We start from the raw sequence: 25,008 nt of genomic DNA, 5'->3' as shown, positions 1-25,008 counted from the left end.
CCTCCGACACCTGTCCCCGGCGGGGGGGGGGGGGCGGGACGCGGCACGAACACCGCGCCCCGCCCCCGGTACCACGCGCTTCGCGCGTAGAAGTGCCCCCGGCAGGGATCGAACCTGCGGCCAAGTGCTTAGAAGGCACCTGCTCTGTCCACTGAGCTACGGGGGCTCGCTGACCTGCACAAACGCAGCCCTCCGACGCGGACCCGGCGCCGGTGGGTACCTCCCTACAATATCTTTACAGCGGGCCTTCCGGAGGATGTCACTGTCCGGAGCCCGCTCAGGGCGAGGACGTCCAGCACGGCGGCAGACGCGGGCGTGTGACGGTCCTCGGGCCAGACGGCCGCCAGATCCACCAGTGGCGCGCCCGCCGGCGGGCGGAAGGCGACAGATCCGCCGGGGTGATCCGGTCACGGCGGGCCAGCGGATGGCCGGACGGTACGGCCGCGCCCGACTGCTCGACGAGATCCGTTCCTCCTTCCGCCGAAGGGCGCACCGAACCGCGCCGGCAGCCGGCCCGACGAACCGGGGAGCGTTCATCAGCCCGCGGGCAGCGAGCAGTTGAGCGAGATGTTCAGGGTCGTGGCGAAAGTGAGATACATCAGCCACAGCCCGGTGAGGATATGGAACGCGCCGAGCGCCCGCTCGCCGGGATTGTGCGGCGCGGGCAGCCTCTCATTGGCGGTTCCCACGGCCCGTACGCGCGAACCGATGCCGAAACTGGCGAAGAACTCGCTGAGATAGACCCCGGTCAGTCCAGCGAAGAGCAAACCCAGCGCCCAGGACCGTGGCTTGTACGCTCACTTCGCCGCCCGCTGCATGGAGGGTTCGAAGCGGATGACGATTCCCTTCGAGGTCGGTGTGTTGCTGATCTCCGCGACACTGTCCAGTGGCACCAGGACATTGGTCTCGGGATAGTACGCGGCGGCGCAGCCACGCGCGGTCGGGTACGAGACGAGGCGGAAATTGTCCGCACGCCGCTCGATACCGTCGCGCCACACACCGATGAGATCCACGTGATCGCCGTCGGTGAGACCGAGTTCCTTGAGATCGGCCGGGTTCACCAGCACGACCCGCCTGGATCCGTGGATTCCGCGATAGCGGTCGTCCAGGGTGTACGGGATGGTGTTCCACTGGTCATGGGAACGCATGGTCTGGAGGATCAGATGGCCTTCTGGAGCCTCCAGCATCTGGAACTCGTTCGCGGTGAACATCGCCTTGCCGCTCGGGGTCGGGAATACGCCCTCGTTCACGGGATTGGGCAGTCCGAAACCTCCGGGACTGGTCACTCGCTCGTTGAAATTCTCGAATCCCGGGACCACGCGGGCGATCCGCTGCCGGATGTTGTTGTAATCCGCCTCGAATTCGGCCCAGGGAACATCGGGCGCGTCCGGCTTGTCGCGAAGGGTGAGACGGGCGAGCTTGGTGAGGATGGCCACCTCGCTGAGCAGCTTCTTCGAGGCCGGTTCCAGCCGTCCGTGCGAGGCGTGCACCTGGCTCATCGAGTCCTCGACGGTGATGAACTGTTCGCCGCTTGCCTGCCTGTCCTTTTCGCTGCGGCCGATGGTCGGCAGAATGAGCGCGATGTCGCCGCAGACCGTGTGCGAGCGGTTCAGTTTGGTCGAGATATGGGCCGTGAGATGGCACCGGCGCATGGCCTGCTCCGTCGTACGGCTGTCGGGTGTCGCCCGTACGAAGTTGCCCGCGAGGCCCAGGAATACCCGCGCGCGACCGTCACGCATGGCCCGGATGGCATTGACGGTGTCCCAACCGTGCTCGGTCGGCGGAGTGAACGAGAATTCGCGCCCCAGCGCGTCCATGAATGTCTGCGGCATCTTCTCCCAGATGCCCATGGTGCGGTCGCCCTGGACATTGCTGTGGCCGCGCACCGGGCACGCGCCCGCACGGGGTTTCCCGATATTCCCGCGCAGCAGCAGGAAATTGACGATCTCCCGGATCGTGGGCACCGCGTGTCTGTGCTGTGTCAGGCCCATCGCCCAGCAGACGATGATCCGTTCACTGCGCAGCACCAGGTCGCATACCTTCTCGATCTCCGGGCGTCCGAGTCCGGTGGCCGCGCGGACATCGTGCCAGGACAGGCTGCGGACATGTTTCTCGAACTCACTGAAACCACTGGTGTGGTTCTGGATGAAATCATGGTCGAGCACGGTGCCGGGACGGGCGTCCTCGGCTTCCAGCAGCAGAAGGTTCAGCGCCTGGAAGAGGGCGAGGTCACCGCCGACACGGATATGCAGAAACCGGTCGGCGATCTGGGTGCCCCGGCCGATCACACCGCGTACCTCCTGCGGGTGCTTGAACCGGATGAGACCGGCCTCGGGCAAGGGATTCACGGCGACGATATGGCCGCCATTGAGCTTGGTCTGTTCCAGAGCGGTGAGCATACGTGGATGATTGCTGCCCGGATTCTGGCCCACCAGAAAGATGAGATCGGCGTGATGGATGTCCCGTAGACTCACATCACCCTTGCCGACGCCCAGAGTCTCGTGCAGTGCGGCACCGCTCGACTCGTGACACATGTTGGAGCAGTCGGGCAGATTGTTGGTGCCGAAGGCGCGTGCGAAGAGCTGGAATACGAAGGCCGCTTCATTGCTGGCCCGTCCCGAGGTGTAGAAGACGGCTTCGTTGGGGGACTCCAACTGCCGTAGTTCTCCGGCGAGCAGGCCCAGTGCCTCGTTCCAGTTGATGGGCTCGTAATGGTCGGAACCGGCGCGCTTCACCATGGGTTCGGTGAGCCGCCCCTGCTGGTTGAGCCATCGGTCCGACTTCCCGGCCAGTTCACTGACCGAATACCGCTCGAAGAACGGCGCCCGGATCCGCCGGGATGTTGCTTCGTCGTTGACGTGTTTGGCGCCGTTCTCGCAGTACTCGTTCTTGGTCCGATGGCCGGGTACGGGATCCGGCCACGCACAGCCCGGACAGTCGAATCCCCGGGTCTGGTTCATGTTCAGCAGCGTCAGAGCCGTGCGCCGGAGCGAGGTCTGCTCCAGTGAGTACTCCATCGCGTGCACCACCGCGGGCACACCGGTCGCCCAGGTCTTGGGGGGAGTAATGCGTGGGTTGTCACCGCTCGGGTCGGCGATCGGTGGTTTTCTCTGCACAAGCCTCAGCCTTTCGCATAGGGAATTCCGCCATCCGCCGCTCAGCCCGTGGGCCAGGTCGGAACCAGCGGGCCGCCCAGCGCGGGGTCCGGCCTTACTCGTCCGCACCGGATCTCGCCCCGCCAACTCCCGGTCTCCCGCCCGTGTACCTCGATGAATTCCTTGAAGGACTCCATTCCCCTGTCGACTCGGCGCTGTGCGAGATTCAGGGCGCTTCCGGTTTTGTGGACCACTCCGCACGGCGTGAGGTCCAGGCGCAGATTCACCCGCGTACGTCCGGAGTCGAGGGATTCGAAGGTGACCGTTCCTTTGTGCCGGGGTTCGGTCAGCATCAGCCAGGACAGCCGCTCATCGGGATGCTGTTCCACGATCTCCGCGTCGAACTCGCGGGTGACCGCGCCGACTCGGGTGATCCAGTGGGTCAGCGAGCGCTGGGGCTGCTGAATGCTCTCCACCCCTTCCAGGAAGCGGGGGAAGCTTTCGAACTGCGTCCACTGGTTATAGGCGGTACGGACGGGAACGTCGATGTCTATCGACTTCTCGATGATGGTCATACCGGCTGATCCCTCCGCTGCGCGTCACAGGGCGGTCAGGAATGTGCGTGTCATGGGGATAAGTAATTTTCATTAGATACCGATACGAATCGGCGTGCATGTCGTACGGAACCGTGCGTGCCGGACGGGTGAACGTAGGCCCGGGGCCACGGAAGCCAGGCCGCGCAAGCCCGGGACGGGGAAGCCAGGAACGGACAAGCCCGGTCGCGCAAGTCGGGCCGTACGGCCGCTGTCAGGGGCCGAGGGGGATTCTGAGCGTGGTGGCTCCTCGCAGATCCAGCCAGGCGCTCTCGGTTCCGCGGACCAGCCGTATGATCACCTGATCGCAGTCGGGACAGCGGGCCACCAGCCCCGGCGCCCGCCCGTACACACGCAGCCGCGCCACCGGGCCCGTACTGCCGCAGTGGACACAGCGGCTGATGGCGCCGGTCAGATCGACCGCGAAGATCTCGGAGAGCGGCCCCGCGAGGACGTTTCCGTCCTCGTACGCGTACGCCATGGGCTCTTCATCGCGGGCCGGGCCTTGCGTCGGCGGGCCGTGCGTGGGGGTGGGGTGCATTGGGTCCATGTCAGCCTCCGGTGGGACCGAAGCGTTCGGTACGAATGCGCTCCGGAGCATGGTTGTTGGCGACCAGATAGGTGGCCGCGGCCTCGACGAAGCCCGTGGGGCCGCAGACGTAACAGGTCGGCTCGAAGTCCGTCGGCCATCCCCAGCGCACAAGGTCCTCGCCGGTCAGCCGGCCCGCCGCCCGGGGCCAGCCGGACGGCGCGGTGCGTGTATAGAGGATGGTGGTGTCGAGCCCCGGTTCGCCGCGGCTCAGTTCCGGTACGTAGATACGGTCTTCGCTGCCGCGTACGGAGTACACCAGCCGGAACGGCACGCGGCTGCCCGCCGCCCGGCGCACCCGGATCATCGACATCAGCGGCACGAGACCGGATCCCCCGGCGACCAGCAGCACCGGCTCCGGCTGTTCTTCCGGCCGCCATACGAACCAGCCGCCGACGGGTCCGCGTACCTCGACCGGATCGCCGACGGCCAGGTCGTCCGTCAGATACGGCGAGACCTCCCCGTCCGCCACTCGCTGGACCGTCAGCTCGATCCGGTCGCCGTCCGGCGCGGAGGCCAGTGAATAGCTCCGCTGCGTGCTGTAACCGTCCTCGGCGGTCAGCCGCAGGTCGAGATGCTGCCCCGGCAGATGGCCGGGCCAGTCGGGAACGGTGAAGGCCAGCGTCTGCGCCGTCGCCGATTCGAGCCGCCGCTCCACCAGCTCGGCCGTACTCCAGCGCAGCCGGTTGCCTAGTCGCCTTGGTACCGCTGTTCGCGCCATGGGTCTCCGTAGTCGTGGTATCCGGCGCTCTCCCAGAAGCCCGGGTCGTCCTCGGGCATCAACTGGATTCCGTGCACCCACTTCGCGGACTTCCAGAGATACAGATGCGGAACCAGCAGCCTGGCGGGACCACCGTGCTCCGGGGCAAGCGGAGCACCGTCGTACTCGTACGCGATCCACGCCCTGCCGTCGAGAAGGTCCTCCAGCGGGAGGTTGGTCGTATAACCGCCGTACGAAAAGACAAGCGCGAAATCGGCGGCCGTTTCCACATCGGCGAGCAGCAGATCCAGCGACACGCCCTTCCAGGTGGTGTCGAATTTCGACCACTTCGTGACGCAGTGCAGATCCACCGTCGCGGTCTCCGCGGCCAGGTCCATGAGCCGGCCCCAGTCCCAGGCGTGCCGGACGCCGGTCTCGGTCGTGATCGTGAATTCCCAGTCCTCACGGCTCACGTGTGGCGTGGGCCCGGCGGACAGGACGGGGAAATCGAAGGTTTCGTACTGCCCGGGAGGCAGTTTCCGCCCCGACTCGGGACGGCGCCCATGAAAACCACGTGAGATGACAGCCATGCTCCGCCCTCCTCCCTGGAGGCTCCGGCGATCGGGCGGTCGGCGGTACGGAACTCCAGGGTGCGCCTTTCACCCCACTTTGTTCCACTCGGGTTCGCTGGGCGCTCCCCTGGGGCGATCGGCCGGCTGAGCAGTCGCCGGCTGAGCGGTCGCCGGCTGAGCAGTCACCGCGGTCCGGTGCGTGCGAGCAGCAGTGCGACGTCGTCCGAGGGCGCCTTCGGGCCCATCATGGTGTCGACGGTGCGGTGGCACAGCTCGTCGAGATCGGATACCGGTGCCATCAGCGCTTTTCTGAGTCGGCCCAGTCCCATGTCGATATCGGCATTCCGGGTCTCGATGAGTCCGTCCGTATACAGGGCGACAATGCTGCCTTCGGGCAGCTCGACATCGATGGATTCATAGGGCGAAAGGCCGTAGCCGATGCCGGTTCCGCCGGGAACATCGAGGAGGGTCACCTCGCCGGAGGGGGTGCGGGCCATGGGTGCCGGGTGACCGGCCCGCGCCATGGACCAGATTTTCCGGGACGGGTCATAGACGGCATAGAGGCAGCTTGCTACGACGGTGCCATTGAAGCTGTCGGCGCTCTCGTTCTCATTTTCATTGGACAGGCGAACGGCCAGCGCGTCGAGGCGGGTGAGGAGTTCGTCCGGGGGCAGGTCCAGGGTGGCGAGAGTAAGTACGGCGGTCCGCATCTGGCCCATGGTCGCCGCTGCGCCGATGCCGTGGCCGACCACATCCCCTATGACCAGGGCGACTCGGTCACCGGTCAGCCGAATGACGTCGTACCAGTCGCCGCCGACTCCTTCGTGCATGTCCGAAGGAAGGTAGTGCGACGCCACCTCCACCATCGGGCCACCGTAAAGGTGATGAGGAAGGAGATTGCGCTGAAGGGCGAGCATCGCGGACCGCTCGCGAGTGTAGAGGTGGGCTTTGTAGACATGCAATGAAGCCCGGAGAACCAGCTCCTCGGCGAAAAGCAGGTCGTCGTGGGAGAACGGTACGGGATTGTCATTGCGTACGAATACGGCTATCCCCAGAACCTCGTCGCTTGTCTTCAGCGGCACCATCATCACCGAATGCATCCTGGTTCTGTTGATGACCTTGGCGCGTATGGGATCTTTGTCCAGCCAGGTGCCGCGCGACGTGTCCAGCACCGGTTCGAAGTGGGAACGGCCCGACTCCAGCGCGTGCAGAAAGGGCGAGGGCCGGGGCACGTAGACCGCCTCGCCGAGGGCGAACGTGGACTCCGGCAGGCCGGGGTGGATCGAGGCGACGCCGGCGCGACGGAAAACCGGGATACGTGCCCGTACCGGCTCCAGGCGATTGAGCGGCGGGGTCTCGCCGATGGGGACGGCGTCGGCGAGATCGACCGTTACATAGTCGGCGAGGAGGGGGACGGCCATATCCGCCAGTTCCTGCGCGGTCGTCATGACGTCCAGGGTGGTGCCGATACGCCTGCTCGCCTCGCCGAGCAGAGCGAGACGGCGCCGGGCGCGACTCCTCGTAACGTCTGTCAGCGTCATACAGACACCGATACCGCCTCCGGCTGTGCTGTCGACGGCATCAACAGGAGCAACGGCATCAACGGAATCGACTTTCCAGACCGACAACGAAATAGCGCGATCCTCGCCGTAGCCGGAGGCCAGATGGAATTCGTGATCGATGATCGGTTTCCCGTCCCGCAGGACTTGGCGGACCATCCGCTCGACGCTTCCTGTCTCGAAACCGCGCATGGCGTCACGCAGAGACAATCCCAGCATGCCCTGTGTCGCGAGTCGGTCCTTTGTGAACAGGGAGCTGAGCCATACACACCGCAAACGGTGATCCCACACGCTCATGAGACCGGGAGCCCGGTCTAGGAGCGCACGTATGGTCATCATGCCCACTTCCGGCCTGGGACGCCGGCGGATATCGTCCGACGCCCGTTAGATCGGCGTTAGAACGGCCAAGGGTACGGCCCACGATATCCAGCGCGGGAAGGTATGTCCTTGGGCACTATTCGGAGAAGAGGGCGGCGATGCGCGGGAGTGTGTCGCGTTCGTTCGCGCCCCCTGTCACGCCCCGTCCTCGGCGGCTGTCGGCACAGGGCCCTTTCCGGGGCCGGTGCGGTGGGGGCGCAGACCCGGGATCAGGGCAAGGGTGACCGCCAGCGAGAGTGCCGCGATCGCGGCCATGCCCGTGGCGGGGGAGGTGGCCTCGGCGAGTGCGCCCGCGAGCGCGGCGCCCAGGCCCTGGAGGGCGAGCATGCCGGAGGTGTGCAGGCCCAGGGCGTGGCCGCTCAGTTCGTCGGGGGTCAGGGCCATGAGGCGGTCCTGGAGCAGCAGGCTTGCCGAGTAGCCGAGCGTGGCCAGCAGGACGGCCACCACGGCGACGGATATCGCGGGGTTGATCGCGAAGATCAGGTAAGGGGCCGCGAGCAGCAGACAGAGGGGTACGACCAGTCGCTCGCGCAGGCCCGGCGGCAGGAAGCGGCCCGCGATGGTGTCGCCGGCCAGCATGCCGAGGGCGCCGACGGCGAAGAGCAGACCCGCGTACTGAGGGTTGTAGGGGATGTAGAGCGACTCGACGCCGACGATCAGGCCGTTGGGCACCCACAGGGCGAGGTAGACATAGCGACGGGGCGGCGCCGACCACAAGCGGGCGTTGTCGCGCCAGGTGTCGGCGATCGACGGACGGCCGACCGCCCGGGGCGGCCTCCGCGTGAGGCCGAAGCGGGACACCATGGCGGCGAGCAGATATACGACGGCGCCCAACAGGAGGGTGGCGCGCGGCGAGAGCGTGGACACCAGGATTCCGCCGATCGCGAAGCCGCAGATCTGGATGATGCCCACGGACATGTTGAAGAGGGAGCGTCCGAGCAGATAACCCTCACGCGCGAGAATCTCGTTGAGCAGTCCGTAGCGCACTCCTCCGCTCAGGGATCCCAGGACCCCGAGGCACAGGAGCACCAGGAACAGAGCCCACACCGGCAGGCCGGGGACGGCCTGGACGGCGGTGCCGAGGCCGAAGAACAGCGTCAGGCCGGTCATCGCGGCGCGCGGCGGCAGCCGGTCCGCGCCCGACAGCAGGGTGGTCGCCCCGATGACCTGGGCCAGGGCCGGGCCGAACATGGCGAGTGAGGACAGTAGTGGCGAGCCGGTCTGGCTGAACACCATTGTGCCGAGCGCCAGGCCGCTTATCGTCTGGGCCGCGGTCTGAGCGGATGACGCGAGGAAGAGTGGTGTGAACTCCGGTGTGCGGAAGAGTTCTTGATACGTACGCATGCGGGGAGTCTCGCTGCGGGGATCGGCGCAAGGGCAATCATTTGCGGGGAGACGGAACCATGAGTTGGTGGCTGGTCGGCGCCTGCACCCCGACGAGCGTCGTCGGCTCGGCGCCCATCTGCCCCGCTGACGTGAGCGGTTGGCGTTGGACGCGACCAGGCCGGTGTCGGTAAAAGAACGTTCACGATGCCTGCCCCCTACCACACGCCAGCGGTTCCGCCGCCGTAACGGCCCTCGCAGGACTGGTGGTTGCGACGTGAGCAGAGCCTGGTTTCCGGTTCGTCCGAGCACGGATACGCTGGCTGCCGTCGGCCCCGGTCCCGCCCCCTTGGGGGCGCGCCGTGAAGGCCACAAGGGCTGCGGCAAGGGCTGTGGAGAAAGCCCTCCGTGGGGGAGGGCCGTGCATCGCGCGTAGAAGCGCCCCCGGCAGGACTCGAACCTGCGGCCAAGTGCTTAGAAGGCACCTGCTCTATCCACTGAGCTACGGGGGCCGGGTGGTGGCCTCGGTGGCCTGGAGCCCTGGGTGGGTGGTTCCGTGACCTAGCCGGGACAAGGATAGGGCTCCGATCGCCTTGACCCGGTTGCTTCACGTGCGTGGCACGATGTGGAGGTTCGGTGAAGCGAACCGATAATCGCAGGCAGGTGCGATTTGCGCATCGCTTTTGGCCTCCCGCGCCCCGGGTGTTGTGCACTCGTTATGCCTGCGCCCCACTCGTCCCGTCTGTCCCCTGTGCTTGATCGGCGCGCAGAGATGCCTATACGCTTCAAAAAGGCTCCAAAATTGGGCATTCTTCGCATGTGGTGACCTTGGATGTACGGCCCGAGCTGATCGACGCACTTTCCGCACTGCGCGACTGTGTCGCTGCCGTGCGTCTACCGCTGCCCCTCCCGGGCGCGCCGCGTGCCCGGCAGACCAGGGCCGAGCTGCTCGCACAGCTCGACGACTATCTGCTGCCGAGGCTCCGGGACCCCGAAGCCCCTCTCCTCGCGGTCGTCGGCGGATCCACCGGTGCGGGAAAGTCCACACTCGTCAACTCCCTTGTGGGGCGGCGGGTCAGCGAAGCGGGGGTGTTGCGGCCCACCACCCGTACCCCCGTTCTTGTGTGCCACCCCGAGGACCACCACTGGTTCGCCGGAATGCGGGTGCTGCCGCATCTCACCCGGGTCTGGCTGCCGCAGCAGGAGGAGGACGGGGGAGCCGGCGCGGACGCCCTGGGGAAGAACATGATCCGCGTGGAGACCGCCGCCTCCCTGCCCCGGGGGCTCGCGCTGCTGGACGCCCCCGACATCGACTCGCTCGTGGTGGACAACCGTTTGCTCGCCGCCGAGTTGATCTGCGCCGCGGATGTATGGGTCATGGTCACCACCGCTTCCCGGTACGCGGACGCCGTGCCCTGGCATCTCCTCCGTACCGCCAAGGAGTACGACGCCTCGCTGATCACCGTTCTCGACCGGGTCCCGCACCAGGTGATCAACGAGGTGTCGCGGCAGTACGGGGCGCTTCTGAAGCGGGCGGGGCTCGGCGACGTACCCCGGTTCACCATCCCCGAGCTGCCCGAGTCGGCGGGCGCCGGGCGCGGGCTGCTGCCGGCCACCGCCGTCGCGCCGCTGCTGGGCTGGCTCGCGCACCGGGTGCAGGATCCGGCCGCCCGCCAGCAGGCGCTGGTGCGGACCGCGGCCGGGGTGATCGATTCGCTGAACGTACGGATGCCGGAGCTGGCCGGGGCGGTGGCCGCGCAGTACGCCGCCTCCGTACGGCTCACCGCCGCCGTCGAGGAGGCGTATGCGGCCGAGGGGGAGCGCGTGCGCAGACGGCTTCAGCGCGGGGCGGTGCTGGCCGGGGACGCCCGTACCCGCTGGCGCGGCTACCCCCGGGACAGCTCGGCCCGGGAACTGCTCGACTCGCTGGCCGAGAGCCTGGGCGCGCTGCTGCAGTGCGCCGTCGCCGCCGCCGAGGAGCGGGTCACCGAGGCATGGCAGCGCGAGCCGGCGTCCGGGGCGCTGCGCGTACCGAGCCCCGACGGGGAGGGGGCGGAGCGGGTCGGGATCGCCGTACGCCGCTGGCGCCGCGTCCTGGAGGAGCTGGCCGAGGAGGAGGTACGGCATCTCGACCGGGGCTCCGCGCCCGACGCCGAGACGGTGGCGGCCCTGCTCGCTGCGGCCCTGCTCGGGGGGCGCCGGTCACGGGCCGCGGGGGAGCGGCTCGCGGAGCGGATCGGGGCGAGGAGCGCGCTGCGGCTGCGCGACCGGGGCGGGGCGCTGGTGACGACGTATATCGACCGTGTGCTGCACGGGGAGCGCGACCGGCGGCTGGCGCCGCTCGATTCCCTTGACGTGACGCCGGAGCCGCAGGCCGAACTTATTGCCGCGCTGTCCGTACTCCAGAAGGAGAGATGAGACCGAAGTGGCTGATGTGACCTCTGTTACGGACAAGGCTGATAAAGCCGATGGAGTCAATGGGGCCAATAGGGCCGATGGCGCCAATAAAAATACTAGGGCGGATTATGTAAGCAATGCGGTCGATATGAATAAAGTGAATGTTGATAATAGTTCCATTGGTGAGGGTGTGGACGAGCCAGGTGTCTCCGGTGCTTCCGGCGAGGCCTCCGGAGGCTGGGACGACGGGCTGATCGCCCGCCGCGTCGCCGAGAAGGGCGCCGACAGCGATCTGGACGGCGTGGGTGACCTCAGCGGTGTGCAGGGCATGCATGGGATGCATGGCGTCCAGGGTCTGACCGGCGGCCAGGAGGGAGGTGGCGCGGCCCCCGGCGAGAGCGGCGCGCACACGCCCATCGGCGGGATGTACGAGGGTCCGCTACGGAGGCGTCTCGACGCGCTCGGTGAACTCCTGGGGCTCTCCAGGGCCCGGCTCGACGGCTCACTCCTCGCCGAGGCCGGGCGCGTCCTGGACGAGGCGTCCGCCCGCCAGCGGCTCTCCGCGCAGCACACGGTCGTCGCCATCGCGGGCGCGACGGGCAGCGGCAAATCGACCCTGTTCAACGCGCTGGCCGGGGTGCCGATCTCGGAGACCGGGCTGCGCAGGCCCACCACCTCCGCCCCGATCGCCTGTATGTGGTCGGACGGCGCGGCCGGGCTGCTCGACCGGCTGGCCATTCCGGGGCGGCTGCGGCGCCGGCCACTGGCGGGCGGCGACGGCGACGATCAGTTGCAGGGCCTCGTCCTCGTCGATCTTCCGGACCACGACTCGGCCATGGTCCACCACCGCGAGCAGGTGGACCGGGTGCTCGCGCTGGTGGACGCGGTGATCTGGGTCGTCGATCCCGAGAAGTACGCGGACGCCGCCCTGCACGAGCGCTATCTGCGGCCGCTCGCCGGGCATGCCGAGATCACCTTCGTCGTGCTCAACCAGATCGACCGGCTCCCCGGCGAGTCCGCCGACCTGGTGCTGGACGATCTGCGCCGGCTGCTGGACGAGGACGGCATGGCCCTCGGCGAACACGGCGAGCCGGGCGCCACCGTCCTCGCGCTCTCCGCGCTCAGCGGGCAGGGCGTGGGCGAACTGCGCGAGCTGCTGGGACGGTTCGTACAGGAGCGGAGCGCGCCGGCGCGGCGGCTCTCCGCCGATGTGGACGCCGCGGCCCTGCGGTTGCGCTCCGCGTATGTCGCGAAGGGGCGGCCCGGGCTCGGCGAGCGCTCGCGCGAGCAGTTCGCGGACCGGCTGGCCTGGGCGGTCGGCGCCGTCGCCGCGGGCGAGGCGGCGGAGCGCGAGTGGCTCAGGAACGCCGGGCGCGCGTGCGGGACGCCGTGGCTGCGGCTGTGGCGGTGGTACGAGAGCCGGCGCATGCCCGGCTACAAGCCTCCGCGGCCCCCGGCGGTCGTGGAGGAGGAGCTGACGGCGCGGCAGCGGGTCGAACAGGCGGTACGTACGGTCGCCGAGGAGGCGTCCGCGGGACTGCCCGCGCCGTGGGCGAACTCGGTGCGCGAGGCGGCGGCGCGGGGTGCGCGGGGGCTGTCGGAGGCGCTGGACGAGCTGGCGGTGAAGGCGGCGGCCCCGGGCGGCCGGCCGCCGCGGCCCGCCTGGTGGCCCGCCGCCGTACTGGCGCAGGCCGTCATGACGCTCCTTCAGATCTTCGGCGGGCTCTGGCTGGTGGGGCAGATCGTCGGCGTACTGCCACCGGGGTTGATCCCGCCCGTGCTGGTGATGCTCGCCGGGATCATCGGGGGGCCGCTGGTGGAGTGGGCGTGCAGTGCCGCGGCGCGGGGGCCTGCGCGGCGGTACGGGCAGGACGCCGAGCGGAGACTGCGGGAGGCGGCGGCGGGGTGCGGACGGGCGCGGGTGCTCGATCCGATCGCGGCGGAGCTGATGCGGTACCGGGAGGTGCGGGAGCAGTACGTGGCGGTGTCCCGGGCGGGGCGATGACGGGGCGCCTCGCCGGTGGGGGCGGGCCGGGTTGCCGGCCGGGTGACGGGGCCGCGGGACGGCGCGCCGGGGGACCGGGTGACGGGGTTTTCCACAACTGGCGGGTAATACACAGGCTTCAGCGCGTTCTTTCCGTCCCGTGCAGCATGGAATCAGTCAATGAGCCAATGCGGCAGGGACGGAAGGAGCCGTTATGAACGACACCGTGGTGACGGTGGTGGGGAATGTGGCGACGGGCGTGGAATTCCGCGAGTCGGCGACGGGCGGGGTGGCGCGCTTCAGATTCGCGGTGACCGCGCGCCGCTGGGACCGGCTGAAAAACGCCTGGGCGGACGGGCCGACGAGCTTCTACACGGTGTGGGCGTGGCGGACGCTGGGGGCGAATCTGGCCGCGTCGGTTTCGGTCGGCGAGCCGCTCGTGGTGCATGGCCGGCTGCGGGTGCGCGAGGACGAGCGGGAGGGGCAGCGCAGGGTCACCGCGGACATCGACGCGCTGGCGGTGGGACACGATCTGACGCGCGGGACCTCGGCGTTCAGACGCGTGGCCAGGGCGGCTTCCTCTCTGACGGAGCGTCATAGGGCGACGGCGCAGGGCGAGGAGGGGCAGGTACGGGAACTGCCACGGGAGCGGCACGGACCGGAGCGGCAGGGACAGGAGCCGCTCCCCGAGCCGGTCGTGGAGCCCGTGGCGGCGGTCGCGGCGGCGGGTGCGGGGGCCGTGGTGACGGATCGGGGAGGTGACATGATTCCTCGCGCGATCCCCGTTGCCTGAGTGGCAGTTGTGGAGATTTGTCGATATACCCAGGCGTATTCCATGGTTGCCTCGGAGTGTCGATAACGATTCCGATTCGGAACGGTTGCCTGGGCGTATGGGCGGGCATCCGTGGTTCCCTCCGTCCATAGGATTCGCGAGTACTCACGGGGCACTTGAGTCTGCCGGCGAGGCATCCCCCCACGCGTTCTCACGCGACAGAACCTCGCCCGAAGGGGAATTCTGTGTTTTCTGCGATATCTGCGTCATCCGTACGGAGGCGAGGCGCCGCCCGTCTTGCCGCCGCGGTTCTCGTATCGGGTCTGGTCGCGCTGGGCTCGCTGGCCGGTGCCGGTACGGCCGCCGCCGACGGGACTCCCCAGCACCCGGGCGGCGCCGCCGCGACCCTCGACGGGCTGAAGACCTACGACGGTGCCGTCCTCCACACCGACGGCAAGGACCAGCAGCTTCCCGCCGGACTGTTCGAAATGACCGTCGACGGCGGCGGCAAGCTCAAGACGTACTGCATCGACATCCACAACCCGACCCAGGAACAGGCGAAGTACCAGGAGACGCCCTGGGACCAGACCTCGCTCGGTGCCAACAAGAACGCCGGGAAGATCCGCTGGATCCTGGAGCACTCCTACCCGCAGGTGGACGACCTTCCGGCGCTCGCCGAGGCCGCGGGCACCGGGCCGCTCACCGAGAAGACCGCCGCGGCCGGCACCCAGGTCGCGATCTGGCGCTACTCGGACGACGCGGATGTCGACGCGAGCGACCCGGCGGCCGAGAAGCTCGCCGACTGGCTGGAGAACAGCGCCCAGGACAGCGCGGAGCCCAAGGCCTCGCTCACCCTGGAGCCCGGCGCGGTCTCCGGCAGGGCCGGTGAGCGGCTCGGTCCCGTCACCGTCCGTACCGACGCGGACAGTGTCACGGTGACGCCGCCCGCGGACGCGTCGGTCACCGGGGTCAGGATCACCGACAAGGACGGCACCCCGGTCACCACCGCCGCCAATGGCACGGAGCTGTACTTCGACGTTCCGTCGGACGCCTCCGACGGCACGGCCTCGCTCGGGGTCCAGGCCACCACCTCGGTGCCGGTCGGCCGGGCCTTCGCCGGGGTGACCAAGAGCCAGACGCAGATCCTGGCCGGTTCCAGCGACTCCACGGTCGCCGCGGCCGCCACCGCCACCTGGGCCAAGCAGGGCGCGATCCCCGCGGTCACGGCGGAGAAGAACTGCGCCGAGGGCGGCGTGGACGTCACCGCCACCAACACGGGCGACGAGCCGTTCACCTTCGAATTGAAGGGCGACGAGCACACCGTCGCGCCGGGGGCCACGGAGACCGTGACCGTGCCGGTCGGCGAGGACGAGGCGTACGACATAACGATCACCGGGCCCGCCGGGTTCATACAGAACTTCACCGGCGTCCTGGACTGCGCGACCACCGGCACCCCGGGTCCGGTGACCGAGCAGCCCTCCTCGCAGCCCAGCGCGGCCTCGGCCGGCGGGGTCACCGCGGTCAGCTCGGGCAGCACGGGCGACCTGGCCGCGACCGGCTCGTCCAGCGCGACCCCGATCATCGCGGGCATAGCGATCGCCCTGGTGGTCCTGGGCGGGGCTGCCGTCTTCTTCCTCCGCAAGAAGAACGCCTCGGCCCCGGAGGAGTGACCGGCTCCCCATGGAGTGACTCACGAGTGCCTGATTCCCCGAGAGTGAGTGCACCCCGGCGCTGAGTAACGCGGCGCCATCCGTGGCCCCCGGTACGCGACAGCGCACCGGGGGCCGCCTCCGTACAGCACGGGCCGCACGGCACCGGCCGTACCGCTCGGTCCGTGCTGTAGTACTGGTTTCCATCGGGGGGTGGACGTCAGGCAAGATTGGTGTATCTGCCCTCACGCGGCGGAGCCGCACATTGGCCCTTCTCGACTGCCGGACGGTTTCTCTTGGCTGAGTACATCTACACGATGCGCAAGACGCGTAAGGCGCACGGCGACAAGGTCATCCTCGATGACGTGACGCTGAGCTTCCTGCCGGGCGCGAAGATCGGTGTGGTGGGCCCGAACGGCGCCGGTAAGTCCACCGTGCTGAAGATCATGGCCGGTCTGGAGCAGCCGTCGAACGGCGACGCGTTCCTGTCCCCGGGCTACACCGTCGGCATGCTCCTCCAGGAGCCGCCGCTGGACGAGTCCAAGACCGTTCTGCAGAACGTCCAGGACGGCGCCGCCGAGATCATGGGCAAGCTCCAGCGCTTCAACGAGGTGGCCGAGCAGATGGCCACCGACTACTCCGACGCGCTGATGGAGGAGATGGGCAAGCTCCAGGAGGACCTCGACCACGCCAACGCGTGGGACCTGGACACCCAGCTCGAACAGGCCATGGACGCGCTGGGCTGCCCGCCCGGCGACTGGCCCGTCACCAATCTCTCCGGCGGTGAGCGCCGCCGGGTCGCGCTCTGCAAGCTGCTGCTCGAAGCCCCCGACCTGCTGCTCCTCGACGAGCCCACCAACCACCTGGACGCCGAGTCGGTCCAGTGGCTGGAGCAGCACCTCGCCAAGTACCCCGGCACCGTCGTCGCCGTCACCCACGACCGGTACTTCCTCGACAATGTCGCCGGCTGGATCCTGGAGCTGGACCGCGGCCGCGCCATCGGCTACGAGGGCAACTACTCCACGTACCTGGAGACCAAGCAGACCCGGCTCAAGGTCGAGGGCCAGAAGGACGCCAAGCGCGCCAAGCGGCTCAAGGAAGAGCTGGAGTGGGTCCGCTCCAACGCGAAGGGGCGCCAGGCCAAGTCCAAGGCCAGGCTGGCCCGTTACGAGGAGATGGCCGCCGAGGCCGACAAGATGCGAAAGCTGGACTTCGAGGAGATCCAGATCCCGCCGGGCCCGCGGCTCGGCGGCGTGGTCGTCGAGGTGGAGCACCTGTCCAAGTCGTTCGGCGAGAAGGTCCTCATCGACGACCTGTCGTTCTCGCTCCCGCGCAACGGCATCGTCGGCGTGATCGGCCCGAACGGCGCGGGCAAGACCACGCTGTTCAAGATGATCCAGGGCATCGAGGAGCCCGACTCCGGCACGATCAAGATTGGTGACACGGTCAAGATCAGCTATGTCGACCAGGGCCGCGCCAACATCGACCCCAAGAAGTCGCTGTGGGCCGTCGTCTCCGACGAGCTGGACTACATCAATGTCGGCCAGGTCGAGATGCCCTCGCGCGCCTATGTCTCCGCCTTCGGATTCAAGGGCCCCGACCAGCAGAAGCCGGCCGGGGTCCTCTCCGGCGGCGAGCGCAACCGGCTCAACCTGGCGCTGACCCTCAAGCAGGGCGGCAATCTGCTGCTCCTCGACGAGCCGACCAACGACCTGGACGTCGAGACCCTGTCGTCCCTGGAGAACGCGCTGCTGGAGTTCCCGGGCGCGGCCGTGGTCGTCTCCCACGACCGCTGGTTCCTGGACCGCGTCGCCACGCACATCCTGGCGTACGAGGGCGAATCCAGGTGGTTCTGGTTCGAGGGCAACTTCGAGTCGTACGAGAAGAACAAGGTCGAGCGGCTCGGCGCCGACGCCGCCCGCCCGCACCGCGCCACCTACAAGAAGCTCACCCGGGGCTGAGGATGGCCCGGCACCTCTACCGCTGTCCCCTGCGCTGGTCGGACATGGACGCCTTCGGGCATGTCAACAATGTGGTCTTCCTCCGCTATCTGGAGGAGGCCAGGATCGACTTCATGTTCCGGCTGGCGCCCGGGGACGGCTCCCCGTCGTTCTCCGGCGGGTCCGTCGTGGCCCGCCACGAGATCGACTACAAACGCCCGCTGGTCCACCGGCACACACCGGTGACCGTGGAGTCCTGGGTGACGAAGATAAACGCCGCGTCGCTGACGATCGCGTACGAGATCAAGGACGACGAGCACTCGCACGAGGTGTACGTACGGGCCTCGACGGTCGTCGTGCCGTACGACCTGGGGGCCGGGCGGCCGCGCCGGATCACCGAGGAGGAGCGGTCGTTCCTCCTGAAGTATCTGGACGACGACCACACCGACAAGCCCGACAGCCCTGACAACACCGATAGCCCTGACAACACCGACAACAGCAAGGACGCCCTCGCGGCATGACGGTGCCTGTGCCCATGACTGTGCGGAGACTGGAGTTCGCCGACGCGAGGGAGGCGGCCGATCTCGCCGCCTTCCTCGCCCGGCTGATCCACTACGACCGCGCCGCCGCCGTCCGGCTCCAGGCCGGAGGTGGCGCGCTCGCGGTGTTCGGCCGGCCGGCGTCCTTCGAGGTGCTGGCGATCCGTACGGCCCGACTCGCCGCGCCGTACGAGCTGGACATCACCGTCTCCGCCGGTGAACTGCTCGAAGCCATCGACGAACAGGCCGGCAGCGCGGTGGTTCCCGCCGCCGTCACCGGACCGCCCTGGGCCGGGGTGCTGCCGCCGCGCGGCGGCTGGCAGCGGGTGGCGGGGCTGCCCGGCGAGGAGGCGATCCGGGGCGCGCTGTCGGCGGCGGTCGCCGAATTCCGTTCCCGGGACGAGGGGTTGACGCCCGGCGACCGGACCCGGGCCGCGCGCGACCGGATCGGCCGGGAGATCTGGTCCCGTACCCTCGGCGAGACCAGGCTGCCGCTGCGGGCGGTGCACGCCGCGCAGTCACTGGGATTCCTGCGGCCGGTACGGGCGATGGCGTCCGCCCACGCGGCGGTGCCGGCCCCGGCGGCTCCTCCGGCGTCCGAGAAGCACACGAAACCCGCGATGCCCGCGGCCCCCGAGCGGCCCCTGGCACTGCTGGAGTCGGGGAGCTGGCTCCGGCTCCGTACGCCGTACGGCTCGATAGCGGTACGGCGCGCGGGACTCGGCGGGCTGACGGTCACCCCGGCCTGACCCGGCCAGGCGGTCATGCCGACCTGATTCGTACGGCTCGTACGGTGATTCGTACGGCTTGTACGGATTCCCGGCTCGTATCGGACCGACGAACCGTGCCCGGGGTCAGCCTGCGGCGTTCACCATCGACGCCGCGGCGTAGGTGAGGTACTTCCAGAGCTGCCGCTCGTGCTCCTCGGACAGCCCCAGCTCGTTGACCGCCACCCGCATGTGCTTCAGCCAGGCGTCGTGCGCGGCGCTGTCGACGGTGAACGGGGCATGGCGCATCCGCAGCCGGGGATGGCCGCGGTTGTCGCTGTAGGTGCGGGGACCGCCCCAGTACTGCATGAGGAAGAGCGTGAGGCGCTCCTCGGCGGGGCCGAGATCCTCCTCCGGATACATCGGGCGCAGCAGCGGGTCCTCCGCGACTCCCTGATAGAAGCGGCGGACCAGGCGCCGGAAGGTCTCCTCGCCGCCGACCTGCTCGTAGAAGGTCTGCTCCTGAAGCGTGCCGTGCGGAATCTCGTTCACCCGTCCATCGTCTCAGACCCACCGGCCGAGGACCTCAGCCCTAGGACCGGCCCGTGATACGGAACCGCGCCCGGGAACCGTACGGGCCGGAGCCGTACGAGCCGGAACCACCCGCGCGCGTGAACCGCCCCCGGAATGAACCACCTCCACCTGCCAGGCCCACTCGCTTCCTGGGCGCTCACCCAGGACAGTGGAAGGATGGGCGCACACCGTGACGACGCGTACGGTCCCGACGACCCCGAGGCGGCGGAGGCGCGCGCCGGGCTGGTCGCGGAGATCGCGCTGACCGGAGCGCTGGACGACCCCGGCTGGCGGGCGGCGTTCGAGGACGTGCCGCGCCATCTGTTCGTGCCGTACTACTTCGTGGGCCGGCCCGGCGGCTACGACCGGCTGTGGGGCGGGGACCGCGATCCGGTACGGCGGCGGCGCTGGCTGCACGGGGCGTATGTGGACGGGCCGCTGGCGACCCGGGTGCGCGACGGCGAGCAGATCTCGTCGAGCAGTCAGCCCTCCCTCATGGCGCGCATGCTGGCGGAGCTGGACGTACGGGACGGGGACCGCGTCCTGGAGATCGGCGCGGGCACCGGCTACAACGCGGCGCTGCTCTGCCACCGGCTCGGCGACAAGCTGGTCACCACCATGGATCTGGACCCGGAGATCACCGAGTCCGCCCGGGCGCATCTCGCGGCGGCCGGCTACCGGCCCGCCGTCGTCACCGGCGACGGCGCGCGCGGCTGCCCCGAGCGCGCTCCGTACGACCGGATCATCGCGACCTGCACCCTGCCGTCGGTGCCGACGGCGTGGCTGGAGCAGTGCCGTCCCGGGGCCCGGATCCTGGCGCCGCTCGCCACCGGAGTGATCGCGCTGCGGGTCGATGGACGCGGCGGCACGACCGCCGGAACAAGCGGCGGCACGACCGGTGGAACAAACGGAACGGGCGGGGACGACGAGCGCGGCATCTGCGCGGAGGGGCACTTCCTGCACACCGCCGCGTACTTCGTACCGTTGCGGGGCACCCCGGGCACCGCCCTGATGCACCGGCCGCTCGGTGGACTGCCCCGGCGCGCCGTCGAGAACGATCTCTTCCGCTTTCTGCTCGCACTCACCGCGGGCAGTCTCGATCCGCACGAGGCGCTCTCGCTCTGGGAGCGCGAGCGCCGCCCCGGGCGCGAGCGGTTCGGGATCACCATCGCCGACGGCCGGCAGTGGGCATGGCTGGACGACCCGGCGGGACCGTACGCCTGGCCCCTGAGCCCGAGCCGTATCAGCCGGGCCTGAGCCGGGCCGGCCCAGGCCCGGCCGGCATCCGCCCCGCCGTATCGTCAGTCGCTCAGCCGCGGCGGATCGTGATCGTCGTCCACGCGCCCACATGCACCCGGTCGCCGTCCTTGAGCGGGACGGGGACATAGGGCTGTATCGGGTCCTCGGCGCCGTTGAGCGTGGTGCCGTTGGTGGAGTTCTGGTCGACCACGGACCAGGTGCCGTCCGGCTGGTGGACCAGGACCGCGTGCTGGTGCGAGACGCCCGGGTCCTCCGGCGGGACCGACAGATCGATGTCCGGGGATTCGCCGGTGGAGTGCCGGCGGCGGCCGATCGTGATCTGGTTGCCGGAGAGCGTGAGCTGCTGCTCGGGGGAGTACGCGGGGAGGTTCAGCCCGGTGGCCTCGGGGCCGCTGCGCTGCATCATCGCCCTGAAGTAGTCGCGGTCGGGTCCGATCACCGCGGTCCAGCCGGCCGGGGGCCCCGGCTGGTACGGCCGGGCAGGATCGGGGCGCTGGGAGCCCGGCTGCTGGGACCTGTCCTGGCCGGGCGGGCTCTGGCCGACGGGGCTCTGGCCGAGCGGCGCCTGGGCCTGGGGACCCTGGGCGTGCGAGGGCGGCGGCAGCATCCAGTCGTCGTCGCCGGTCTGCCGGGGGCGCGGCGGGGCCGGGGGCGCGGAGGACTGCTGCTGGAAGACCGGGGGCGGTGGCGGACCCTGCTGGTACGGCGGCGGGGGCGGCGGGCCCTGCGACGACGGCGGGGCCGGCGGCTCGGGCGCCAGCGGCTCCGCGGGCCGGTTGAGCTGGGAGGGGCGCGAACTCTGGTAGTCGTACGGGTCCGGCGGCCTGGGCGGACCCTGCTGGGCCTGGAAGCCCGGCGGCAGATTCAGCCCGGGCACCGGACCGAGCGGCCCGCCGGGACCGGGACCGCCGGGCCCGCCGGGGCCTCCCGGGCCGCCCGGCCGGCCGGAACCGCCCGGGCCCGACGAGTGCTGCGGAGCCAGCGGGGTGTACGACGTCGCCGTATTGGTGAGGAAGTTCCAGCGGCACTCCTCGCAGTACGGAGCCATCGGCTCGCGCGGGGTGCGGCACTGGGGGCACAGCTCGGCCTGCGCGGTGGCCTCGGGGCCGGGGCGCGGAAAACCGTAACCGGGCGCGGGCGGCGGCGGGGGAGGCGGCGGTACGGCGCCGGAGGCGGCGCCCGGTCCGGCCATGCGATGGCCGCAGACCTCGCACCAGTCCTCGGAACCCGACTGGTGTCCGTTCGGGCAGGTCGGCATGTCGGCGCTTCCCCCTCTCCTCGTCCGGCCCGGAGGCCGCGTACTCGTCGTCACCGCGCGTGGACCGGTCCTCGGCCCTGTCGGCGGCCTGCGTCCCGGCTCGTTCCCGGTTCGCTTCTGGCTGCTTCTGTCTGTTCCGGACCTGTGTTCCCGGCCTGTTCCGGAACGGGCCAGGAGGCTGCTTCTTGACGCTACTTCTTGACCCGGACGGTCTTGGTGGAGCGCGTTTCGAGTGTCATCTCGTCGGCGTCCGCGACCTTGGCCTTCAGTCGCACAGTACCCGTCGCCGCGTCGACCACGTCCACCACCTTCGAAAGGAGTTTCGCCGTATCGGCGTTTCCCGACGACGCGGCGAGCTGGACGGCGCGCCCCAGTTTCGCGGTCGCGCCATCGAAATCTCCCGATTTGCGGGCGTCGAGGCCCTGTTGGATGACCTGGGCCAGTTCGGCCTGGCCGGTGTAGTGCGCGACCTGCGGATTGATGGCGGTGGAGGCCGCCATGTCATCCGTCCACACCGCCCGTACCAGCCCCTGCGACAGCACTTCGGGGGCGCCGTCACCGACTGCGGGAAGGATCAGGGAGACCCGCGCGGCGAGCATCTCCTGGCCGATACCGGCCTCCGGAACCCGTACACACACGTGGTAATCCCGCGATTCGTCACCCCAGGAACCGGTCGGATAGTCGCCCGCCCTCGGTCCCGCCTCGGTGCGCCGGCCGGTCAGGTCCTCGACCGTGGGCGCCACCTGCTTGACGAAACCGATCTCCGCGCCGACGGGCGTCCACAGCCGCAGCGCGACATCCGCGACCTCCTTGCCCATCGCGTTCTCCATCATCTGTCTGAAGTCCGCGGCCAGGCCCGCCGGGTCGGCGACGATATCGGCGGTCCCGAGCAGCGCGGAGGCGATACCGGTGACCTCCCGCACCTCCCAGTCCGTACCGACGCCCCGCGCGTCACAGGTGAAGCGGCCCGCGCAGGCGTCGAGTGTGGCCTTGAGATCGGCCGCCGACTCGTGTTCGTTGCGGCCGTCGGTGAGCAGGATGCCGTGCCGGATCGGGACATCGGCGGTGGCCAGCAGCCGGTCGGCCAGCCGCAGCCAGGTGCCGATCGCCGTGCCGCCGCCCGCGCCGATCGCGCGCAGGGCCTCCTTGGCCATGCGCCTGGTCCCCGGGTCGGCCGTCGCGAGCCGGCCGTCGCCGGGGAAGATCTCCTTCGCCACATGCGTACCGCCGACGATCGCGAAGGCGACTCCGTCGCGCAGGGTGTCGACGGCGGCGGCGGTGGCCTCGCGCGCGTTGCGCATCTTCGTCGCCGGGTAGTCCATCGATCCCGAGCAGTCGACCATGATCACCACGGCCGCGTCCTGGCCGTCCCGCGGGCGCGGGGAGCGGGTGACAGGCCCTGCCGTCAGCGGGACTCCGCCGGTTGTGCCGCCCCCGGTGGAGGTGACCGTGACGATCGCGTTGACCTCGCGCCCGCCCTCGGGCAGATACGCGTTCTGGTACACGTCGACGGAGAACCGCGGCACGGTCGATTTGGAGAAGTTCGCCATCTGTATCGGCTCCTTGACGCTCCACACAGCAGGGACAAGCGGTCGGGGGCGGGGGTCGGTGACAGGTGATCGCACGTGGTACGGGCAGGGGCGGGCGGCGCCGTGCGTACGGGCGGAGCGGGGTCACGCCGTGGTGTAGGCGGATCCTGCCCCTCGTGGTGGTACGGCGAACGGCAGTACCGCCACTGTTACGTTGTCGTGGCCCCCGCCGTCCAGCGCGTGGCCGACCAGCACCCGCGCGGCGTGCAGGGGCCGTTCGGCGGCGTCGGGCGGCAGGGCCCTGGCCATCTCGTCGGCGCCCTCCGCGTAGTTCCACAGACCGTCCGTGCAGACCACCACCACGCCGGGGCGGTCCGGTTTGAACGACACGGTGTGCGGCTCCAGTTCGTACGCGTCGGCGCCGAGCCAGCCGGTGATGGCGTGGGCCCGTTCGTCCGCGTACGCCTCGGCCTCGTTCATCAGGCCCGCCGCGACCATCTGCGCGGCCCAGGAGTCGTCCTCGGTGAGCCGGGCGGGCGGGCCCTGGCGGTCGTCGGGCACCCAGTACGCCCTGCTGTCGCCGATCCAGCCGACGACCAGCAGTCCGCTCGCGACCACCGCGCCGACGATCGTGCACGCGGGCGCGTTCTGGTGGCGGTGCGGGTCGGCGTCCAGGGCGCTGGAGGGCAGCGGGGCAAGGGAGTTGACCGCCTCGGCGGCCACGACGATCGCGTCGTGCATGGCCTGCTGCGGATGCGTACCGCGCTCCAGCGCCCCGAGCAGGGACTCGTTGGCCGATTCGGCGGCGGCGGCCGAGGCCTCGTCGGGGCGGGTCGCCGACGAGACGCCGTCGCAGACGACCGCGACCACGGCGGGCGAGCCGTCGGGGAGGGCCGCGGACGACACGGCGAACGCGTCCTCGTTGCGGTGGTGGCGCAGGCCGCGGTCGCTGACGGCGGCGACCGCGCCCAGCTCCTGTTCCACATGGTCGCGCTCGCGCGGCTGGGCGTGGCCGCAGTTCTCGCAGTAGCCGTCGGTGTCGACACGGCCGGCGCGGCAGGCGACACAGAGCTTGGCACCGGCGGGAGAGGCCAGCGCGGGAGCCCCGGGACCGGCCTGAGCCCCAGGACCGGCCGGACCGGCCGGACCAGGCGGACCTGTCGGACCGGGCGGACCCGGAGGGTCGGCGAGGACCGCGGTGCGCGGATCGGCCGGTACGGTCCCGGCACCCCCGGCGCCCAGTGGTCTCCCGGTTCCCGGCCCCTGGGGCGCCGGCAGCTCGAAGTCGCCCCCGGGTCCGGGCAGCCGGGCCCCCGCCGAGTCCAGGCCCGGCAGTTCCTCCGGACGGTGGACGGGCGCGGCCGAGCCGTCCGTACCGGCCGCGGCCGGCCACTCCACACCACCCGCGCGGGCGCCGGAATCCGACGGCCCCATGGCGTTCATGACCAGGGTGGGGCGGTCGGCCGGGCGCGGCGGCACGACCGACAGGTCGTACCCGCAGGCTCCGCAGAACAGGTCACCGGACTCCAGTGGCTCCGTGCAGCCTGGGCAGGTCGGCAGGTCGGCCGAATCAGGCATCTGGGACATCAAT

At 69.9% G+C, this 25,008-nt stretch carries 20 protein-coding genes and 2 tRNA genes; 8 read left to right on the top strand and 14 right to left on the bottom strand.

All coding sequences use genetic code 11. The features are described from left to right. Window positions 1–93: 93 nt before the first annotated feature. The 10 genes from ACFU9P_RS17315 to ACFU9P_RS17270 all read right to left on the bottom strand — a co-directional run bounded on the left by ACFU9P_RS17315 (window position 94) and on the right by ACFU9P_RS17270 (window position 9,321). Window positions 94–166, bottom strand: a tRNA-Arg gene (locus tag ACFU9P_RS17315). 370 nt (window positions 167–536) lie between these two features. Beyond that, window positions 537–767 carry a hypothetical protein gene (locus tag ACFU9P_RS17310; protein ID WP_376375517.1) on the bottom strand — a complete coding sequence of 77 codons (231 nt, stop codon included), beginning with the start codon at window positions 765–767 and terminating at the stop codon, window positions 537–539. A 30-nt stretch (window positions 768–797) separates the two neighbouring features. Then, entirely contained in the window at window positions 798–3,017 is a 2,220-nt protein-coding gene (locus tag ACFU9P_RS17305) for an FdhF/YdeP family oxidoreductase (RefSeq protein ID WP_376375787.1), read from the bottom strand. A gap of 140 nt (window positions 3,018–3,157) precedes the next feature. Next, window positions 3,158–3,670 (bottom strand): SRPBCC family protein, encoded by a 513-nt coding sequence (locus tag ACFU9P_RS17300; protein WP_376375519.1) that lies wholly within the window; start codon window positions 3,668–3,670, stop codon window positions 3,158–3,160. Between the two features lie 232 nt (window positions 3,671–3,902). Beyond that, window positions 3,903–4,238, bottom strand: a complete 336-nt coding sequence (locus ACFU9P_RS17295; protein WP_384081379.1) for a DUF6510 family protein — start codon at window positions 4,236–4,238, stop codon at window positions 3,903–3,905. 1 nt (window position 4,239) lies between these two features. Then, window positions 4,240–4,998: a ferredoxin reductase gene (locus ACFU9P_RS17290; RefSeq protein WP_384081376.1), complete on the bottom strand. Its 759-nt coding sequence runs from the start codon at window positions 4,996–4,998 to the stop codon at window positions 4,240–4,242. After that, window positions 4,968–5,567: a molybdopterin-dependent oxidoreductase gene (locus ACFU9P_RS17285; protein ID WP_384081373.1), complete on the bottom strand. Its 600-nt coding sequence runs from the start codon at window positions 5,565–5,567 to the stop codon at window positions 4,968–4,970. The genes ACFU9P_RS17290 and ACFU9P_RS17285 overlap by 31 nt, the downstream gene beginning before the upstream one ends. Before the next feature lie 164 nt (window positions 5,568–5,731). Beyond that, entirely contained in the window at window positions 5,732–7,444 is a 1,713-nt protein-coding gene (locus ACFU9P_RS17280) for a SpoIIE family protein phosphatase (RefSeq protein ID WP_384081856.1), read from the bottom strand. Window positions 7,445–7,621: 177 nt separating this feature from the next. Further along, window positions 7,622–8,830: an MFS transporter gene (locus ACFU9P_RS17275; RefSeq protein WP_384081370.1), complete on the bottom strand. Its 1,209-nt coding sequence runs from the start codon at window positions 8,828–8,830 to the stop codon at window positions 7,622–7,624. A gap of 418 nt (window positions 8,831–9,248) precedes the next feature. Beyond that, window positions 9,249–9,321: transfer RNA gene (locus tag ACFU9P_RS17270), tRNA-Arg, on the bottom strand. A 316-nt stretch (window positions 9,322–9,637) separates the two neighbouring features. Here ACFU9P_RS17270 and ACFU9P_RS17265 point away from each other — a divergent pair. The 7 genes from ACFU9P_RS17265 (at window position 9,638) to ACFU9P_RS17235 (ending at window position 18,839) form a co-directional block, all read left to right on the top strand. Continuing rightward, complete coding sequence (locus ACFU9P_RS17265; RefSeq protein WP_384081853.1) at window positions 9,638–11,227, top strand: dynamin family protein; 1,590 nt, start codon at window positions 9,638–9,640, stop codon at window positions 11,225–11,227. A 307-nt stretch (window positions 11,228–11,534) separates the two neighbouring features. Further along, entirely contained in the window at window positions 11,535–13,211 is a 1,677-nt protein-coding gene (locus ACFU9P_RS17260; RefSeq protein ID WP_384081850.1) for a GTPase, read from the top strand. A gap of 193 nt (window positions 13,212–13,404) precedes the next feature. Beyond that, the gene (locus ACFU9P_RS17255; RefSeq protein ID WP_384081367.1) at window positions 13,405–13,983 is read left to right on the top strand and encodes a single-stranded DNA-binding protein; all 579 of its coding nucleotides are present in this window, start codon (window positions 13,405–13,407) and stop codon (window positions 13,981–13,983) included. A gap of 224 nt (window positions 13,984–14,207) precedes the next feature. Further along, complete coding sequence (locus ACFU9P_RS17250) at window positions 14,208–15,632, top strand: Cys-Gln thioester bond-forming surface protein (RefSeq protein WP_384081365.1); 1,425 nt, start codon at window positions 14,208–14,210, stop codon at window positions 15,630–15,632. 275 nt (window positions 15,633–15,907) lie between these two features. Continuing rightward, the gene (gene ettA, locus ACFU9P_RS17245) at window positions 15,908–17,572 is read left to right on the top strand and encodes an energy-dependent translational throttle protein EttA (protein ID WP_384081362.1); all 1,665 of its coding nucleotides are present in this window, start codon (window positions 15,908–15,910) and stop codon (window positions 17,570–17,572) included. 2 nt (window positions 17,573–17,574) lie between these two features. Further along, a complete protein-coding gene (locus tag ACFU9P_RS17240) occupies window positions 17,575–18,072 on the top strand; it encodes an acyl-CoA thioesterase (protein WP_384081359.1) in 498 nt (165 codons plus the stop codon). A 14-nt stretch (window positions 18,073–18,086) separates the two neighbouring features. Beyond that, complete coding sequence (locus ACFU9P_RS17235; RefSeq protein WP_384081356.1) at window positions 18,087–18,839, top strand: hypothetical protein; 753 nt, start codon at window positions 18,087–18,089, stop codon at window positions 18,837–18,839. A 105-nt stretch (window positions 18,840–18,944) separates the two neighbouring features. Here ACFU9P_RS17235 and ACFU9P_RS17230 read toward each other — a convergent pair whose 3' ends face one another. Then, window positions 18,945–19,349 (bottom strand): globin, encoded by a 405-nt coding sequence (locus tag ACFU9P_RS17230; protein WP_384081353.1) that lies wholly within the window; start codon window positions 19,347–19,349, stop codon window positions 18,945–18,947. 198 nt (window positions 19,350–19,547) lie between these two features. On the opposite strand from ACFU9P_RS17230, the gene ACFU9P_RS17225 reads away from it, so the two are divergent. Next, window positions 19,548–20,627, top strand: coding sequence for a methyltransferase domain-containing protein (locus ACFU9P_RS17225; protein ID WP_384081350.1), 1,080 nt, complete (start codon window positions 19,548–19,550; stop codon window positions 20,625–20,627). Between the two features lie 52 nt (window positions 20,628–20,679). On the opposite strand, the gene ACFU9P_RS17220 is transcribed toward ACFU9P_RS17225, so the two are convergent. The 3 genes from ACFU9P_RS17220 to ACFU9P_RS17210 all read right to left on the bottom strand — a co-directional run bounded on the left by ACFU9P_RS17220 (window position 20,680) and on the right by ACFU9P_RS17210 (window position 25,004). After that, window positions 20,680–21,888 (bottom strand): FHA domain-containing protein, encoded by a 1,209-nt coding sequence (locus tag ACFU9P_RS17220; RefSeq protein WP_376375557.1) that lies wholly within the window; start codon window positions 21,886–21,888, stop codon window positions 20,680–20,682. Window positions 21,889–22,079: 191 nt separating this feature from the next. Continuing rightward, the gene (locus ACFU9P_RS17215) at window positions 22,080–23,438 is read right to left on the bottom strand and encodes a VWA domain-containing protein (protein WP_384081346.1); all 1,359 of its coding nucleotides are present in this window, start codon (window positions 23,436–23,438) and stop codon (window positions 22,080–22,082) included. Window positions 23,439–23,561: 123 nt separating this feature from the next. Further along, a complete protein-coding gene (locus ACFU9P_RS17210) occupies window positions 23,562–25,004 on the bottom strand; it encodes a protein phosphatase 2C domain-containing protein (RefSeq protein ID WP_384081343.1) in 1,443 nt (480 codons plus the stop codon). Window positions 25,005–25,008 lie beyond the last annotated feature (4 nt).

This window comes from Streptomyces sp. NPDC057617 (genome assembly GCF_042800555.1).
Lineage (GTDB): Bacteria > Actinomycetota > Actinomycetes > Streptomycetales > Streptomycetaceae > Streptomyces.
The sequence above is the reverse complement of the archived record's forward strand: the minus strand, read 5'-3'. Positions and strand labels throughout refer to the sequence as shown.